The 13,820-nt window shown below is 70.7% G+C and carries 16 protein-coding genes; 10 read left to right on the forward strand and 6 right to left on the reverse strand.

All coding sequences use genetic code 11. The features are described 5' to 3' along the window. Window positions 1-196: 196 nt before the first annotated feature. Both ACN269_RS17300 and ACN269_RS17305 read left to right on the forward strand, forming a co-directional pair. The gene (locus ACN269_RS17300; RefSeq protein WP_421473400.1) at window positions 197-382 is read left to right on the forward strand and encodes a hypothetical protein; all 186 of its coding nucleotides are present in this window, start codon (window positions 197-199) and stop codon (window positions 380-382) included. Then, window positions 372-1,121, forward strand: coding sequence for a hypothetical protein (locus ACN269_RS17305; protein ID WP_421473401.1), 750 nt, complete (start codon window positions 372-374; stop codon window positions 1,119-1,121). Before ACN269_RS17300 ends, ACN269_RS17305 begins: the two co-directional genes overlap by 11 nt. A gap of 67 nt (window positions 1,122-1,188) precedes the next feature. Here the strand turns inward: ACN269_RS17305 and ACN269_RS17310 are convergent, their stop codons facing one another. The 5 genes from ACN269_RS17310 to ACN269_RS17330 form a co-directional block, all read right to left on the reverse strand. Continuing rightward, window positions 1,189-1,518, reverse strand: coding sequence for a DUF1416 domain-containing protein (locus ACN269_RS17310; RefSeq protein WP_421473402.1), 330 nt, complete (start codon window positions 1,516-1,518; stop codon window positions 1,189-1,191). A 2-nt stretch (window positions 1,519-1,520) separates the two neighbouring features. Continuing rightward, on the reverse strand, window positions 1,521-2,369 hold the full coding sequence (locus ACN269_RS17315) for a sulfurtransferase (protein ID WP_421473403.1): 849 nt from the start codon (window positions 2,367-2,369) through the stop codon (window positions 1,521-1,523). Between the two features lie 209 nt (window positions 2,370-2,578). Continuing rightward, complete coding sequence (locus tag ACN269_RS17320) at window positions 2,579-2,656, reverse strand: Ms5788A family Cys-rich leader peptide (protein WP_310503780.1); 78 nt, start codon at window positions 2,654-2,656, stop codon at window positions 2,579-2,581. A gap of 116 nt (window positions 2,657-2,772) precedes the next feature. Further along, window positions 2,773-3,570, reverse strand: coding sequence for a DUF2993 domain-containing protein (locus tag ACN269_RS17325; RefSeq protein WP_421473404.1), 798 nt, complete (start codon window positions 3,568-3,570; stop codon window positions 2,773-2,775). A gap of 105 nt (window positions 3,571-3,675) precedes the next feature. Then, window positions 3,676-4,728, reverse strand: coding sequence for a hypothetical protein (locus ACN269_RS17330; RefSeq protein ID WP_421473405.1), 1,053 nt, complete (start codon window positions 4,726-4,728; stop codon window positions 3,676-3,678). 241 nt (window positions 4,729-4,969) lie between these two features. Between ACN269_RS17330 and ACN269_RS17335 the strand changes: the two genes are divergently transcribed. The 7 genes from ACN269_RS17335 (at window position 4,970) to pstB (ending at window position 12,025) form a co-directional block, all read left to right on the forward strand. Further along, the gene (locus ACN269_RS17335) at window positions 4,970-5,689 is read left to right on the forward strand and encodes a winged helix-turn-helix transcriptional regulator (RefSeq protein WP_179781168.1); all 720 of its coding nucleotides are present in this window, start codon (window positions 4,970-4,972) and stop codon (window positions 5,687-5,689) included. A 143-nt stretch (window positions 5,690-5,832) separates the two neighbouring features. Next, window positions 5,833-6,705: a polysaccharide deacetylase family protein gene (locus ACN269_RS17340; protein ID WP_421473406.1), complete on the forward strand. Its 873-nt coding sequence runs from the start codon at window positions 5,833-5,835 to the stop codon at window positions 6,703-6,705. Between the two features lie 63 nt (window positions 6,706-6,768). Continuing rightward, window positions 6,769-7,695 (forward strand): mycothiol synthase, encoded by a 927-nt coding sequence (gene mshD / locus ACN269_RS17345; protein WP_421473407.1) that lies wholly within the window; start codon window positions 6,769-6,771, stop codon window positions 7,693-7,695. Between the two features lie 213 nt (window positions 7,696-7,908). After that, window positions 7,909-9,015, forward strand: coding sequence for a phosphate ABC transporter substrate-binding protein PstS (gene pstS / locus ACN269_RS17350; protein WP_421473408.1), 1,107 nt, complete (start codon window positions 7,909-7,911; stop codon window positions 9,013-9,015). Window positions 9,016-9,054: 39 nt separating this feature from the next. Beyond that, window positions 9,055-10,146: a phosphate ABC transporter permease subunit PstC gene (gene pstC / locus ACN269_RS17355; RefSeq protein ID WP_421473409.1), complete on the forward strand. Its 1,092-nt coding sequence runs from the start codon at window positions 9,055-9,057 to the stop codon at window positions 10,144-10,146. Then, the gene (pstA, locus tag ACN269_RS17360) at window positions 10,143-11,231 is read left to right on the forward strand and encodes a phosphate ABC transporter permease PstA (protein WP_421473410.1); all 1,089 of its coding nucleotides are present in this window, start codon (window positions 10,143-10,145) and stop codon (window positions 11,229-11,231) included. The genes pstC and pstA overlap by 4 nt, the downstream gene beginning before the upstream one ends. A 17-nt stretch (window positions 11,232-11,248) precedes the next feature. Next, on the forward strand, window positions 11,249-12,025 hold the full coding sequence (gene pstB / locus ACN269_RS17365; RefSeq protein WP_421473411.1) for a phosphate ABC transporter ATP-binding protein PstB: 777 nt from the start codon (window positions 11,249-11,251) through the stop codon (window positions 12,023-12,025). Between the two features lie 259 nt (window positions 12,026-12,284). Here pstB and ACN269_RS17370 read toward each other — a convergent pair whose 3' ends face one another. Beyond that, window positions 12,285-13,118 carry an NUDIX hydrolase gene (locus tag ACN269_RS17370; RefSeq protein WP_421473412.1) on the reverse strand — a complete coding sequence of 278 codons (834 nt, stop codon included), beginning with the start codon at window positions 13,116-13,118 and terminating at the stop codon, window positions 12,285-12,287. 194 nt (window positions 13,119-13,312) lie between these two features. On the opposite strand from ACN269_RS17370, the gene ACN269_RS17375 reads away from it, so the two are divergent. Continuing rightward, on the forward strand, window positions 13,313-13,747 hold the full coding sequence (locus tag ACN269_RS17375; protein WP_421473413.1) for a hypothetical protein: 435 nt from the start codon (window positions 13,313-13,315) through the stop codon (window positions 13,745-13,747). Window positions 13,748-13,820 lie beyond the last annotated feature (73 nt).

A 13,820-nucleotide genomic window follows, 5' to 3' on the forward strand; every position in this document is an offset into this window, starting at 1 on the left:
GACCGGCGGCTACACGGCCGTCGGTCACCCTGCAGCTGTCGACTAACCGACACCGACACGTCCGCAAAGCCACTGCCATCGATGAACGGTGAGTAGTGGACTAGTGACGCGAGGGCCCACGATGTGGTCCACGTCGTCGGAGGGAGGCAGTAGGGTGACGCCAACAGCGACGTCGTCGACGGCGAGAGGACCAGCAATGGGCACCGCCATCGTCAAGACCCCGCAGGAGCTGCGCGAGTGGCGAGAGCGACTCCTGGAACGCGTCCACATGAGCAAGGAGACGCTGTACGACCTGGGGCGCAACTTCGAACTTCGAGCCGACGAACGCAGCGTCTACGAGATGGTCCGTTCCATCGACTACCTGCTCGGCGATGACGACTGACGGCCCCGCCGTCTCTCCCGACCTCATTGCCAGAGCCAGCGCCTTCGCCGACGACATCACCGCCCGAGTGCACCGGGTGGTCAGAACGGAGAAGAGCCTGTCGGCACTGCTGATGCCCGGCCGAAACGGCGGCCGGGTCATGGTGGGCATCGTCGAGGGAGACGATTTCGGCACCTTTCCCCTGTACATCGACAACCGGCACCGGCTCGATCTGCTGGTCAAGTTCAACTGCTGCATGGATTCGAGTGGCAAGCATCTGGCCACGGATTCGTCCTGGCTCCATGTCACCTTGAAGGGCGACAAGGCACCACTGTTCCGCTATGAGTACGTCCGAGAGAGCCAGAGCGGGGTGCCCTGCGCACACCTGCACGTGCACGGCCACCGCGACGAGTTCGCCTTCGCAATGCAGGACGGGGCACGAGGACGTCCCAAGGCACGCAAACGCCGGCACGAAGTGCCACGGCTGGCGAAGTTCCACTTCCCGCTCGGCGGACACCGCTTCCGGCCCTGCGTCGAGGACGTCCTCCAAGCCGTCGTGGAGGAATTCTGCGTCGACACCGTCGACGGATGGCGAGACGCGGTGGATGAGGGCCGCGAGGAGTGGCGTCGGCTACAACTGCTCGCCGCGGTACGCGACGCGCCCGGTGTCGCGGCGCAAGCACTACACGAGCTGGATTACAAGATCATGGCGCCCGAATCCGTACCAGCCGACAACCACGGTCGGATGCGTGCCTACTGACCGCCTGACGACGACCGGGGCCGGCCACCCTGCTGGGTGACCGGCCCCGGTCGATCAGAGCGGTGGGTCAGGCGACGGTGACGGACACCTCGTTGATGCCCCGGCCGGCGGTGACGGCGGTGTCGCCGTTGCCGTGCCGGGACAGCGCCCGCAGCGTCCAGGAGCCCGGCGCGGCGAAGAACCGGAACTGGCCGGCGGCCGAGGTGACCACCTCGGCGGTGAACTCGCCGGTCGAGTCGAGCAGCCGGACGTACGCGCCCGGCACGACCTCGTCCGCCGCTGAGCGGACGACGCCGGTGATGACGGTCTCCTTCTCGAGGTCCAGGCTGGCCGGCAGGGGCGCGGCCTGGTCAGGCGCGGCGCAGCCGGCGGCGGTGGGAGCGGTGGGAGCGGTCATCGTCAGGCCTCCCCTGGCTCGTCGCCGAGCGCGACCGGCACACCGACCAGCGAGCCGTACTCGGTCCAGGAGCCGTCGTAGTTCTTCACGTTGCGGTGACCGAGCAGCTCCTGCAGCACGAACCAGGTGTGCGAGGAGCGCTCGCCGATCCGGCAGTACGCGATGGTCTCCTTGCTGTCGTCCAGCCCCGCGTCGCCGTAGATCTTGCGCAGCTCGTCGTCGGACCGGAAGGTGCCGTCCTCGTTGGCCGCCTTGGACCACGGGACGCTGATCGCGGTCGGGATGTGACCGGCCCGCTGCGCCTGCTCCTGGGGCAGGTGGGCGGGGGCCAGCAGCCGGCCGGCGAACTCGTCGGGGCTGCGCACGTCGACCAGGTTCTTGGTGCCGATCGCGGCGACGACCTCGTCGCGGAAGGCCCGGATGGAGGTGTCCGGCTCGCTCGCGACGTACTGGGTCGCCGGGCGGGTCGTCGTCTCGGTGACGAGCGGCCGGGCGTCCAGCTCCCACTTCTTGCGACCGCCGTCGAGGAGCTTGACGTCGCGGTGGCCGTAGAGCTTGAAGTACCAGTAGGCGTACGCCGCGAACCAGTTGTTGTTGCCGCCGTAGAGGATCACGGTGTCGTCGTTGCTGATGCCCCGCTCGGACAGCAGCGCCTCGAACTGGGCCTTGTTGACGAAGTCCCGGCGGACCGGGTCCTGGAGGTCGGTCTTCCAGTCGACCTTGATGGCGCCGGCGATGTGGCCGGTCTCGTAGGCCGAGGTGTCTTCGTCGACCTCGACGAAGACGACGCCCGGGGCGTCGAGGTTCTTCTCGGCCCACTCGGCCGAGACGAGTGCGGTGTCGCGACTCATCGATTCACTCCCTGGTGAGGATGGATGGTGAGCCAACGCGCGAATATCGATGGGTTGAACTGTCGCACCGCGCGCGGGACCCAGCGGAAGGACGGGATCACGGGTTCGTGCGACGGCGCCGCTGCCGGGCGTTCGGTGGGATCACCGGAAAGGGTCGAGGACCCTGCGTGCCGGTGGCCGCCGTCAGGCGGCCGAAGACAGCCCCGCCGTCAGATGACAGGGCGACACAGGCAGGTGGCCACGCGGCACAGGTCGACCGCGCGCCGTTTGGTGAGGTGGGTCCCCATGGTCAGGCAGCCTACCAGCGATCCGGAGGGCTGCCACCGTGCCGACCACCATCCGGGAATCGTCAGGCTGCCGGGCCACTGTGGTGTCCCAGTGGCCCGGACTGTTGACGCGCCAGTCAGCTGACGGAGTTGATCGGTACGTTCTTCGCGTCGGCGGTGACCGCCAGCCCTTCGGGCAGCGGCTGGACCTTCCGGACCGCGAGTTGGAACGGCAGGTCGGGCAGCGGCACGTCGATGGAGATGCTCTTGGCGTAGTTGCTGAGGAGTGTGCGGGCCAGCGGCAGGTTCGGCAGCCCGGCGGCGTCGAGGTCGTTGAAGCGCAGGGCGACCGCGCCGTTCTTGGCGACGGTGACGTCGGCGGTGCCGGCTACCGTGAACTTCGTGCCGAGGATGTCGACCGGGGCGCTGACCGCCAGCTTGCCGCCCTGCTCGCCGAGGGTGAGGCCGGGTCGCTTCAGCAGCGCGGCGAGGCTCTCGTAGCTGATCGTGCCGGTGCCGTCGACCGTGTCGGCCACGACGTCGCCTTGCCCGGTCCGCAGCGTGTCCAGCGACGCCCGCACGTTGCGGGCGTCGACGTCCAGCACCGGCAGCCGTACGGCGTCACCCTCGACCGAGGCCTGCACGTCCCGCAGCGAGATGGAGATCCGCTCGTACCGCCCGTCGAGCACCTGGGTGAGGAACGGCATCCCACCGACCTCGACGTCGGGCGGCGCGGACTGCGCGCCCTGGTTGCTGATCTCCTGGCTGACCCGTTCGGCGATGAGCCGCTCGGCCACCCCGACCGCCACCCGGTCGGCGACCACCAGCAGGCCCGCCACCACGAGGAGCAGGACGACCAGGCCGATGAGCAGCTTGCGTCCGCGCCGTCGGGGCCGGGCCTGCTGGTCGTCGTCGACCGGATACTCCTGGGCCACGCCGCCTCCTGTCTCCGCCCGCCGCGACACGGCGGGTCGTCCGAACCGGTGCCGCAGCGCGGCGCACCCGTAGGTACCCGAGCGGCACCGACCTCAACCGTGGGCTCAGAGGAAGAGCATGCACATGGCGTACGCGGCAGGCGCAGCCAGGGCGAACCCGCCGAGGGGCCCCTGCATGTGCCGGGCGACCCACATGGTGGGCGGCTCGCCGGCCATCAGGCGGCCCGCCTCCGCGTACCCCACCGCGAGGTCGGTGAGGACGGCGGTGACGGCCGCGACCAGGCCGATCACCGCGGCCCTGGTCGGGGTGAAGGGTGTCACCAGATAGCCGCCGAGCAGTGCGCTGACCAGCGTGCCCACCATCGCGCCGCCGACGACGCCGGCCGCGCCCCGGGGCACCTGCGGGGCCAGCCGGGGCCACGGCAGTACCGCGTCGGTGAGCCGGGCGACGGTGAGCGCGACGCCGCTCGCGGTCAGGCAGACGGTGATCGCCTGGGTGCCGGCGGGGATGCGGCTGAGCACGATCAGGGTGCCGAAGGCCACGACACCGACCACGATGAGCAGCGTGGCGCCGAGGGAGTCGGTGACCCGGACCCGGTCGACCCGGCGGACCAGTTGGCCGAGCACGGCGGCGAGGAAGCCGCCGACGGCCAGGTAGCCGAGCGGTGCCAGGCCGGCGATGTCACTCCGGACGGCGGCGACGTCGGCGGCTGCGGCTACGGCCGCGCTCACCCCGCCGACCAGCAGCAACGCCGGTGGGCGCATGGCCATCGTCCAGGCGAGCACGAACAGCAGTTGGACGCCGAAGACGATGACGGCGAACGGCAGTCGGTGGCCCGGGCCCGACGTCTGCGCGCCGAGCACCAGTCCCACGCCGAGCAGGGCGGCGAAGCCGGCGATGGTCAGCGCCAGCGGGCGGTGCACCTCGACCGGGGGGACGACCTCATCCTCCGGCTCGTCGGTCTCCTCCTCGGTACGACGGGCCGGCTCTCCGGCACGGCGGGCCCGGCGCGGTCCACGTTCACGGCGCTCGCCGTCGGCGACGGCCGGTCCGGTGCGCGGCGCGGGCGGGTGGCCACGGGTCGGAGCGCCGGGACCTGGACGGGGTCCGTCGGTCCACGAGTCGCGGCCGGCATCGGGCGAGGTGGAGGGAAACACGCCCCGATCGTGCCAGATCGACCGCCCGGTGCAGTGGTCGCGGGTTTCAGCAACGTTAAAACCTGTGCCACGATCAGGGGCAAGCTAGACAAACGGGAAATGGCCTGACGGTGCAGCCGAGGCGATCGGTTACGCTCAACGCGTTACCCGCCCGTCAGCGACGCCGGGACCACGCAATTTCTCAGCGCACTCCCTCACGAGTGTGTCTGGTCGCGTGCGGCGATGCGCCGCCGGGACGGAGGTGATCGTGGAGATCCTGCTGTTGGTGACCGCGCGCGCGGGCGAACCGTCGGCTGTGTTGCCGGCTCTCGACCTGCTGCCGCACTCGGTGCGTACCGCGCCGCGCGACGTCCGCACCCTGGTTGCCGGGCCCAGCCCCGACGCGGTGCTCGTGGACGCCCGGTCGGAGTTGAGCGAGGCCCGGGCGACCTGCCGGATGCTGCACGCCACCGGGCTCGGGGTGCCGCTGGTCGCGGTGGTCACCGAGGCCGGCCTGATCGCGCTCAACGCGGACTGGGGCGTCGACGACGTCATCCTCGCCTCGGCCGGCCCCGCCGAGGTCGAAGCCCGGCTGCGGCTCGCGGTCGGGCGGCTGAGCAACGCGACCGCCGGTGCCGGCGGCTCGATCCGGGCCGGGGAACTCACCATCGACCCGGACACGTACGCGGCGAAGCTCAAGGGCCGCCCGCTCGACCTCACCTACAAGGAGTTCGAGCTGCTGAAGTTCCTGGCCCAGCACCCGGGCCGGGTGTTCACCCGCGACCAGCTGCTGCGCGAGGTCTGGGGGTACGACTACTTCGGCGGCACCCGGACGGTGGACGTGCACGTCCGACGCCTGCGCGCCAAGCTCGGCTCGGAGTACGAGTCGATGATCGGCACGGTCCGCCAGGTGGGTTACAAGTTCGTCGTGCCCCCGTCGCGTTCCCTGCCCGAGGCGGAGCACGCGCCACTGCCCGTCTAGCTATGCCCGATTCCCCATATGCCCCTTTTGCGCAGCTTGGCGGTCATATCCTGACTGCCGGGTTTGCTGCAAAAGGGGGTAGGGGTGCGCGCAGGTGACACGGGGGCGACGGGCCGGCGGCTCCGGCCGACCGGGGGCAAGCCGTGACGCGGGTCAACTCGACCGCACGCGCGGCAGGGATCGTGACAGTGGTGGTGGCGGCGCTGCTCGGCTCCGCGTACGTGCTGGGCCGCAGCCTCGTCCCGGACCAGACCCGGCAGCACGCCACGGGCGTCACCACCGACGCCAACGGGCCCCACTACGCCGACCAGCCTCCCGAACAGCCGTCGACCGAACACCCGAGCACCAGTCAGAGCGCCGCCGGACCGGCTGAGGCCAGCCAGGAGGGCACCGGTCAGGACACCGGGGGCGACAAGCTGTTCGGCGCCCACACGGACACCGGCACCGCCCGACTCGCGCTGACGTTCGACGACGGGCCGGACCCGCGCTACACCCCGCAGGTCCTCGCCCTGCTGCGCGAGTACGACGTCAAGGCCACGTTCTGCGTGGTGGGCGAGAACGCCCAGGACCACCCCGACCTGATCCAGGCGATCGTGGCGGACGGCCACACGCTCTGCAACCACTCCTGGCACCACGACGTCTCGCTGGGCAACCGGTCCGCCGACCAGATCCGTGCCGACCTGATCCGCACCAACGAGGCCATCCGGTCAGCGGTGCCGGATGCCCCGATCGTCTGGTACCGCCAACCCGGCGGTGCCTGGACCTACCCGGTGGTATCGGTGTCCCGGCAACTCGGCATGACCCCGCTGCACTGGTCGGTCGACCCGTCGGACTGGCAGACGCCCGGCGCCAACAAGATCGCCACAACGGTGCTGACGCAGGCGCAGCCCGGCGCGGTCGTCCTCATGCACGACGCCGGCGGTGACCGGCAGGGCACGGTCGACGCGCTGCGCCGGATCCTGCCCGACCTCACCGCGCGGTACGAGCTGGAGGCGCTGCCCACCGACCCCACGTGACCTGAGCACGCCACGTCGGGCGACCGTCGGGGACGCGCCGGAGGCAACGGTTACGGTGACGGGATGAGCAGCGCGGAACCGACCAGCGACCAGGTCACCCGGACCGACCGACTGTCCCCCACGGAGATCGCCGGCGTACTGGCCCTGGCCCGTACGGCGGGCGACACCGACGGCGCGGACCCGCTGGACGAGCACACCCTGCTCCGCCTGCGCGACCCGGACGCTCCGGCCGTACACCTGCTCGCCCGCGCCGACGACGGCACACTGACCGGGTACGCGCACCTGGACACCACCGACCCGGTAAGCGGGATCGGTGTCGAATTGGTGGTGCACCCGGCGTACCGGCGGCGTGGCACCGGTCGGGCGCTGGCCCGGGGGGTGCTGGCCTCGGCGACCGGGCCGCTGCGGGCGTGGGCGCACGGCGACCACCCGTCGGCGGCGGCGCTCGCCGTGGACCTGGGTTTCGCCCGGGCGCGGGTGCTCTGGCAGCTCCGCCGGCCGTTGGCGGCTCCACTGGGCGAGCCGCGCCTGCCCGACGGGGTGGCGCTGCGCGCGTTCCGGCCGGGGGCGGACGACACGGCGTGGCTGGCCCTGAACGCGCGGGCCTTCGCCGAGCACCCCGAGCAGGGTCGGTGGACCCCGGACGACCTGCGGGTCCGCCTCGCCGAGCCGTGGTTCGACCCGGCCGGCTTCCTGCTCGCCGAGGAGACCTCGACCGGTCGCCTGCTCGGCTTCCACTGGACGAAGGTGCACGAGCGGCCCGGCTCCGCCCGGATCGGTGAGGTGTACGTGCTCGGGGTGGAGCCCACTGCGCACGGCGGCGGCCTGGGCCGGGCGCTGACCACGGCAGGGCTCGCCTACCTGCGGGACAGGCGGGGCCTGGACCGGGTGATGCTCTACGTCGACGACTCGAACACCGGTGCCGTCGCGCTGTACGAGCGGGTGGGCTTCGCCCGGTGGTCCGCGCACATCAACTACCACCTCGGCTGAACAGCAACGGGCACTGAAGTGCCCCGGTTCACTTAACGGACAACTCACCCTCAGCGAGCGGTCACCTCAGGGGCCGTACCTGTTCACCTCGCGTTCATTTGCGACCGGCGAACCGGCTACCTGGCACTTCTAACTTTCGTGTCAGCCGGTCAGTGCCGGTCCTCGGGCCCCGGGATCGGGGCGCCAAGTCAGACGCGAAGGGAAACCCCTCAGGTGAAGCTCCAGCGGTACGGCACTATTGCCTGCCTCGCTCTTGCCGCGACGCTCGGCCTCAGTGCATGCGGCTCGGACAACAACGAGCCCACTTCCGGCGCCAGCGCCTCGGGCTCCGCCGCCGCGGTCGACTGCGGTACCGGCACGGTCAACGCCCAGGGCTCGTCGGCCCAGAAGAACGCCATGGCCGAGTGGATCAAGGCGTACCAGCAGAAGTGTGCTGGCACGACCATCAACTACGAGGCTTCCGGCTCGGGCGCCGGCATCCAGGCGTTCATCGCCGGGACCGCCGACTTCGCGGGCTCCGACTCGGCGCTCAAGCCGGAGGAGCAGCCGCAGGCCGACGCCAAGTGCGCCGGCGGCAAGGCCATCCACCTGCCGATGGTCATCGGCCCGGTGGCCGTCGCCTACAACGTCAGCGGCGTGGACAACCTCCAGCTCAAGCCGGCCACCCTGGCGAAGATCTTCGCCGGCAAGGTGACCAAGTGGGACGACGCGGCCATCAAGGCCGACAACCCGGGCGCGACCCTCCCGGCGACCACCATCCAGACCGTCCACCGCTCGGACGAGTCGGGCACCACCGACAACTTCACCAAGTTCCTCTCGAAGACCGCCGAGAGCGACTGGACCTTCAGCAACGCCAAGGCGTGGAAGGCCCCGGGTGGCACCGGCGCCAAGGGCTCGGACGGCGTGGCCAGCCGGGTCAAGGGCGCCGACGGCTCCATCGGCTACATGGAGTGGTCGTTCGCCGAGAACGCCGGCCTGAAGATGTCGAAGATCGGTAACGGCAACGGCGAGTTCGCGGCGCTGACCGCCGAGGCGGCTGGCAAGACCATCGCGGGCGCGGCCGTCGAGGGCCAGGGCGACGACCTCAAGCTGAAGATCGACTACAACACCAAGGAGGCCGGGGCCTACCCGATCGTCCTGGCGACGTACGAGATCGTCTGCAGCAAGGGCCTCGCCGCCGACAAGCTGAAGCTGGTCAAGGGTCTGCTGGGCTACGCCGCCAGCGCCGAGGGCCAGAACTCCCTGACCGACCTCGGCTACGCCCCGCTGCCGGAGACGGTCCGCACCAAGGTCGAGACCGCGGTCAAGAACCTCTCCTGACCCGAACCCACCACCTCCGCAACCGAATCGAGCGAGCAGATGGGTGAAACCCCTCACCGCTCGGCCGACGCCGGCACCGGCGGGACGCGCGTGACCGAGAGTCACGAGTGGCCCGCCGGTGCCTCGGCGCGTGTGGCCGAGGCACCAGTCAGCACCCGTTCCCCGGGCGGCGCCGGGCTGGGCGGCGGCGGCGCGCTGCCGCGCAGCCGCAAGTTCGGCGCCGAGCGGGCCTTCCGTGGCCTCACACTGGCCGCCGGCACCGCCGTTCTGGTCATCATCGCCGCCATCGCGATCTTCCTGGTCGCCAAGGCGGTGCCGGCCCTGCGCGCCAACACCGAGAACTTCTGGACCTACGAGGGCTGGTCCCCCAACGAGACCCAACCGAAGTTCGGCATCGGCGCGCTCGCCTTCGGCACTGTGCTCAGCTCCGCCCTCGCGCTGCTCATCGCGGTGCCGGTGGCGCTGGGCATCGCGCTCTACCTCTCGCACTACGCACCCCGGCGGCTGGGCACCACGCTCGGCTTCCTGGTCGATCTGCTGGCCGCCGTGCCGAGCGTGGTCTTCGGCCTCTGGGGGCGGGACGTCTTCAGCAACCCGGTCCGGGACTTCTCGGTCTGGCTGAACGAGCACTTCAGCTGGATCCCGCTCTTCGGCGGGGACGGCCCGTTCGGCGCGTCCGTCATGTTGGGCGCCCTGGTGCTGGCGATCATGGTGCTGCCGATCATCACCTCGCTCTCCCGTGAGGTGTTCCTCCAGACGCCGACCGCCAACGAGGAGGCCGCCCTCGCCCTGGGCGCCACCCGCTGGGAGATGCTCCGCACCGCGGTCCTCCCCTACGGCCGCCCCGGCATCATCGCCGCGGTGATGCTCGGCCTCGGCCGGGCGCTCGGCGAGACCATCGCGCTGGCGCTGACCCTCGGCATCACCTTCAACATCTCGTTCAACCTGATCCAGAACGGCGGCAACACCATCGCCGCCAACATCGCCAACGCGTTCGGCGAGGCGAACGAGACCGGTCGGGGCGCGCTCATCGCCTCCGGACTGGTGCTCTTCACCATCACGCTGATCGTCAACATCACGGCGCGGGCGATCATCTACCGCCGCCGGGAGTTCACGGAGTCGGCCGCATGACCACAACCGTCACCTCCCACCGCACCCGGCCGCCGGCCCAGCCCGCCTCGCTGCGGGCCAGGCGGCTGCCCTGGTACGCCGCACCGGCCATCGCCGTGGCGGCCCTCGCGCTCTCCGCCGTGATCGTCTACGGCGCCGGCATCGGCGGCCCGGTCCTCGTCGTCGTTCTCGGCGCGATCCTCTACCTGGCCGGGCTCTTCGCCGCGGCCAACGTGGTCGAGGGCCGTCGGTCCGCCCGCAACCGCACCTGGAGCGCGCTGATCCACTCCGCGTTCGTGCTCGCGGTGCTGCCGCTCGTCTCGGTCGTCTGGACGCTCGTCAGCAAGGGCACCGAGCGGTTCGACGGCAACTTCTTCCAGACCTCGATGAACAACATCGGGGCCCGGGACGCCAACGGTGGCGCGTACCACGCGATCGTCGGCACGCTGGAGCAGGTCGGCATCGCCACCCTGATCACCGTCCCGCTCGGCATCCTCTGCGCCATCTACATCGTCGAGTACGGGCGGGGCCGGTTCGCCTTCGCGATCCGCTTCTTCGTGGACGTCATGACGGGCATCCCGTCGATCGTCTCCGGCCTCTTCGTGCTGGCGTTCTGGGTGCTGATCGTGTCGCCGTGGTTCAACGACGGCCGGCCCAGCTTCTCCGGCTTCGCCGCCGCGCTCGCCCTGAGCGTGCTCATGCTCCCGACCATCGTGCGGTCCACCGAGGAGATGCTCCGCCTCGTCCCGCCGCCGCTGCGCGAGGGCGCGTACGCGCTCGGCGTACCCAAGTGGAAGACCATCCTGCGGGTGGTCCTGCCGACGGCGCTGCCCGGCATCGTCACCGGCGTCATGCTCGCGATCGCCCGCGCGGCCGGCGAGACCGCGCCGGTGCTGCTGGTCGCCGGCGGTGGCGCCGCGATCAACACCAACCCCTTCGAGAACAACCAGTCGTCGCTGTCCCTCTTCGTCTACCAGCAGGCCGGCGACGCGTCGAAGTACGCGCCGGCACGGGCGTGGACCGCGGCACTCACCCTGGTCGCCCTCGTGCTCATCCTGACGATCGCGGCGAAGTTGCTGGCCCGTCGCAACCGGCTCAGCCGATGAACCCCGGAGGTACCACCATGGCCAAGCGCGTCGAAGCCTCGAACGTCACCGCCTACTACGGCGGTTTCAAGGCGATCGAGAACATCAACCTGACCGTCGAGCCGAAGACGGTCACCGCCCTGATCGGCCCGTCCGGTTGCGGCAAGTCCACCTTCCTGCGGTCGATCAACCGGATGCACGAGGTGCTGCCGGGCGCCCGCGTCGAGGGCAGCCTGACCGTCGACGACCAGGACATCTACGACCGGGACGTGGACGTCACCGCGGTCCGGCGCATGATCGGCATGGTCTTCCAGCGGCCGAACCCGTTCCCCACCATGAGCATCTTCGAGAACGTGGTGGCCGGGCTGAAGCTCAACGGCGTCCGCAAGAAGTCGATCCTGGACGAGGCCGCCGAGAAGGCGCTGCGCTCGGCGAACCTGTGGGACGAGGTCAAGGACCGCCTCGGCAAGCCCGGCGCGGGCCTCTCCGGCGGTCAGCAGCAGCGGCTCTGCATCGCCCGGACCATCGCGGTCGAGCCGCAGGTCGTCCTGATGGACGAGCCCTGCTCGGCCCTGGACCCGATCTCCACGCTGGCCATCGAGGACCTGATGTTCCAGCTCAAGGACAAGTTCACGATCATCATCGTGACGCACAACATGCAGCAGGCCGCCCGTGTGTCGGACCGGACCGCCTTCTTCTCGATCGAGAAGACCGGCGACCCGGGCCGCCTCATCGAGTACGACAACACGCAGAAGATCTTCAGCAACCCGAGCGTGAAGAAGACCGAGGACTACATCACCGGCCGCTTCGGCTGAGCCGACCACGCCCGACCGTCGGCGCCCCGCCCTCAGGCGTGGGCGCCGACGCCGTTCCCGAGGGCGTCTCTGCCCGATCGCGTCCAAGATCGCGCTGGAACATGGATGTAGTGGCCGCCTGCGCACAACGAGGCCACTACATCAGGGATCGAGCGCGATCTTGCGCGGACGCGGCGGCGCAGCGGGCGCGGGCGAAGCCGTGTGGCGCAGCGGGCGCGGGCGAAGCCGTGTGGCGGTCGTAGGTGGACGCGGGGCGCGATCAGGCGAGGACGAAGCGCGGCTCGCCGTTCGGGGGGGTGTCCAGGCGCGGGGTGATCGGGGTGGCGGCGTCCCGGTCAGCTGCGGCCTGCGCCACCGCGGCCAGGTCACCGGCCGCTGCCACCTCAGCGAGGGTGACCAGGGTCGGTGGCAGCATGGTCAGCTCGCCCGCCTCGGCGCGGGCCAGCGCGTCCGCCGGCGGAATCCACAGGGTGTGGTCGGCCTCGCCGGAGACGTCGCGGGTCCGCTGTCCTGCCGGCAGCAGGGCCACGAAGAAGTACGTGTCGAAGCGGCGCGGCTCGAACTCCGGAGTGATCCACCGGCTCCACGGCAGCAGCAGGTCCGACCGGAGCGTGAGTCGACGATCGGCGAGCAGGGCGGCAAAGCCCAGCCGACGCCCTTCCAGGTCCTGCCGGGCCGCCTCCCAGCCGTCGTCGCTGACATCACCCACCACCGTCGCCGGGTCGGGTCCGGCGAGCAGCACGCCCGCCTCCTCGAAGACCTCCCGAGCGGCGGCGCAGACGATCGCCTGGGCGGCGTCCGGTGCCACCCCGAGCCGGCCCGCCCACTGGGTCGGCGTCGGGCCGGCCCACCCGAGGTGTGCCTCCGAGTCGGAGCGGTCGACACCGCCGCCCGGGAAGGCATACATCCCGCCGAAGGTCATCGCCGCGACGCGGCGGATGACGTACACCTCGAAGTCGGTGTCGGTCGGACGCAGCAGCAACACCGTGGCCGCGACCCGCGGCACCGCCGGGGTGCCGCCCTCGGCCTGGAACCGGCGGGCGTGCTCGACCAGGGCGGCCGGTGCGGGGAACCCGTCGCTGTCGATCGTCATGCCCGCGAGCCTAGTTGCCGCAGGTGGCGCTACCGGGCGCGCGCCCAGCCCACGAAGCGCCGGTACTCGCCCAGCAGGCCCGAGCTTCACGGCTGAGCAGGGCCAACGAGCGCTTCATCACGCGCACTTGCTGTTCGCGATTCGACCGTGTCACTTTGCCGGAAGGGGATCAGCGACTGGTTGAGGGTGGGCTGGTGGAGACAGAGACGGTTCGTGAAACTGGGTCCGGCTGGGGGATCGCCTGGTTTCTCTGGAACGGGCCGATCAGCCTGGCAGTGCTCTCACTGACGATCGCGGCCCTTACCCTGGTTGACCAGTTCTCAACGGGCGACGCGATCGATATCGCCGGACTCTTCGGCGCGGTCGCACTCACTGTGCCGTGCTATGGCTCCGCAGCGTGGATGGCCAGCTCAGGATTGATCGCGGCGATCTCGGCAACCGGGCTGCGTAACCGGATCCTGGCACGGTTGCTGCTCACGATCTTGCCTGCGCTGTTCGCCATCCTGTCGGATGGCGTCCGCTGGGTGGCGTTCTTCGTCTGCTCCGGCCTGGGCCTGGCATTCTGCCTCCGCCTGCCGAACACTCCCGCCCTCCGTGGCGCGCCCACCAACGCGTCTGCGGCTGGTTAGCACCCCGGACTCTTCGCCACCCAATCACCGCGATCTGGCCGGCAGCGAGCCGTTCAGCTGGCTCGGTTAGCGT

The organism is Micromonospora sp. WMMD736, assembly GCF_049179015.1.
Classification (GTDB): Bacteria; Actinomycetota; Actinomycetes; order Mycobacteriales; family Micromonosporaceae; genus Micromonospora.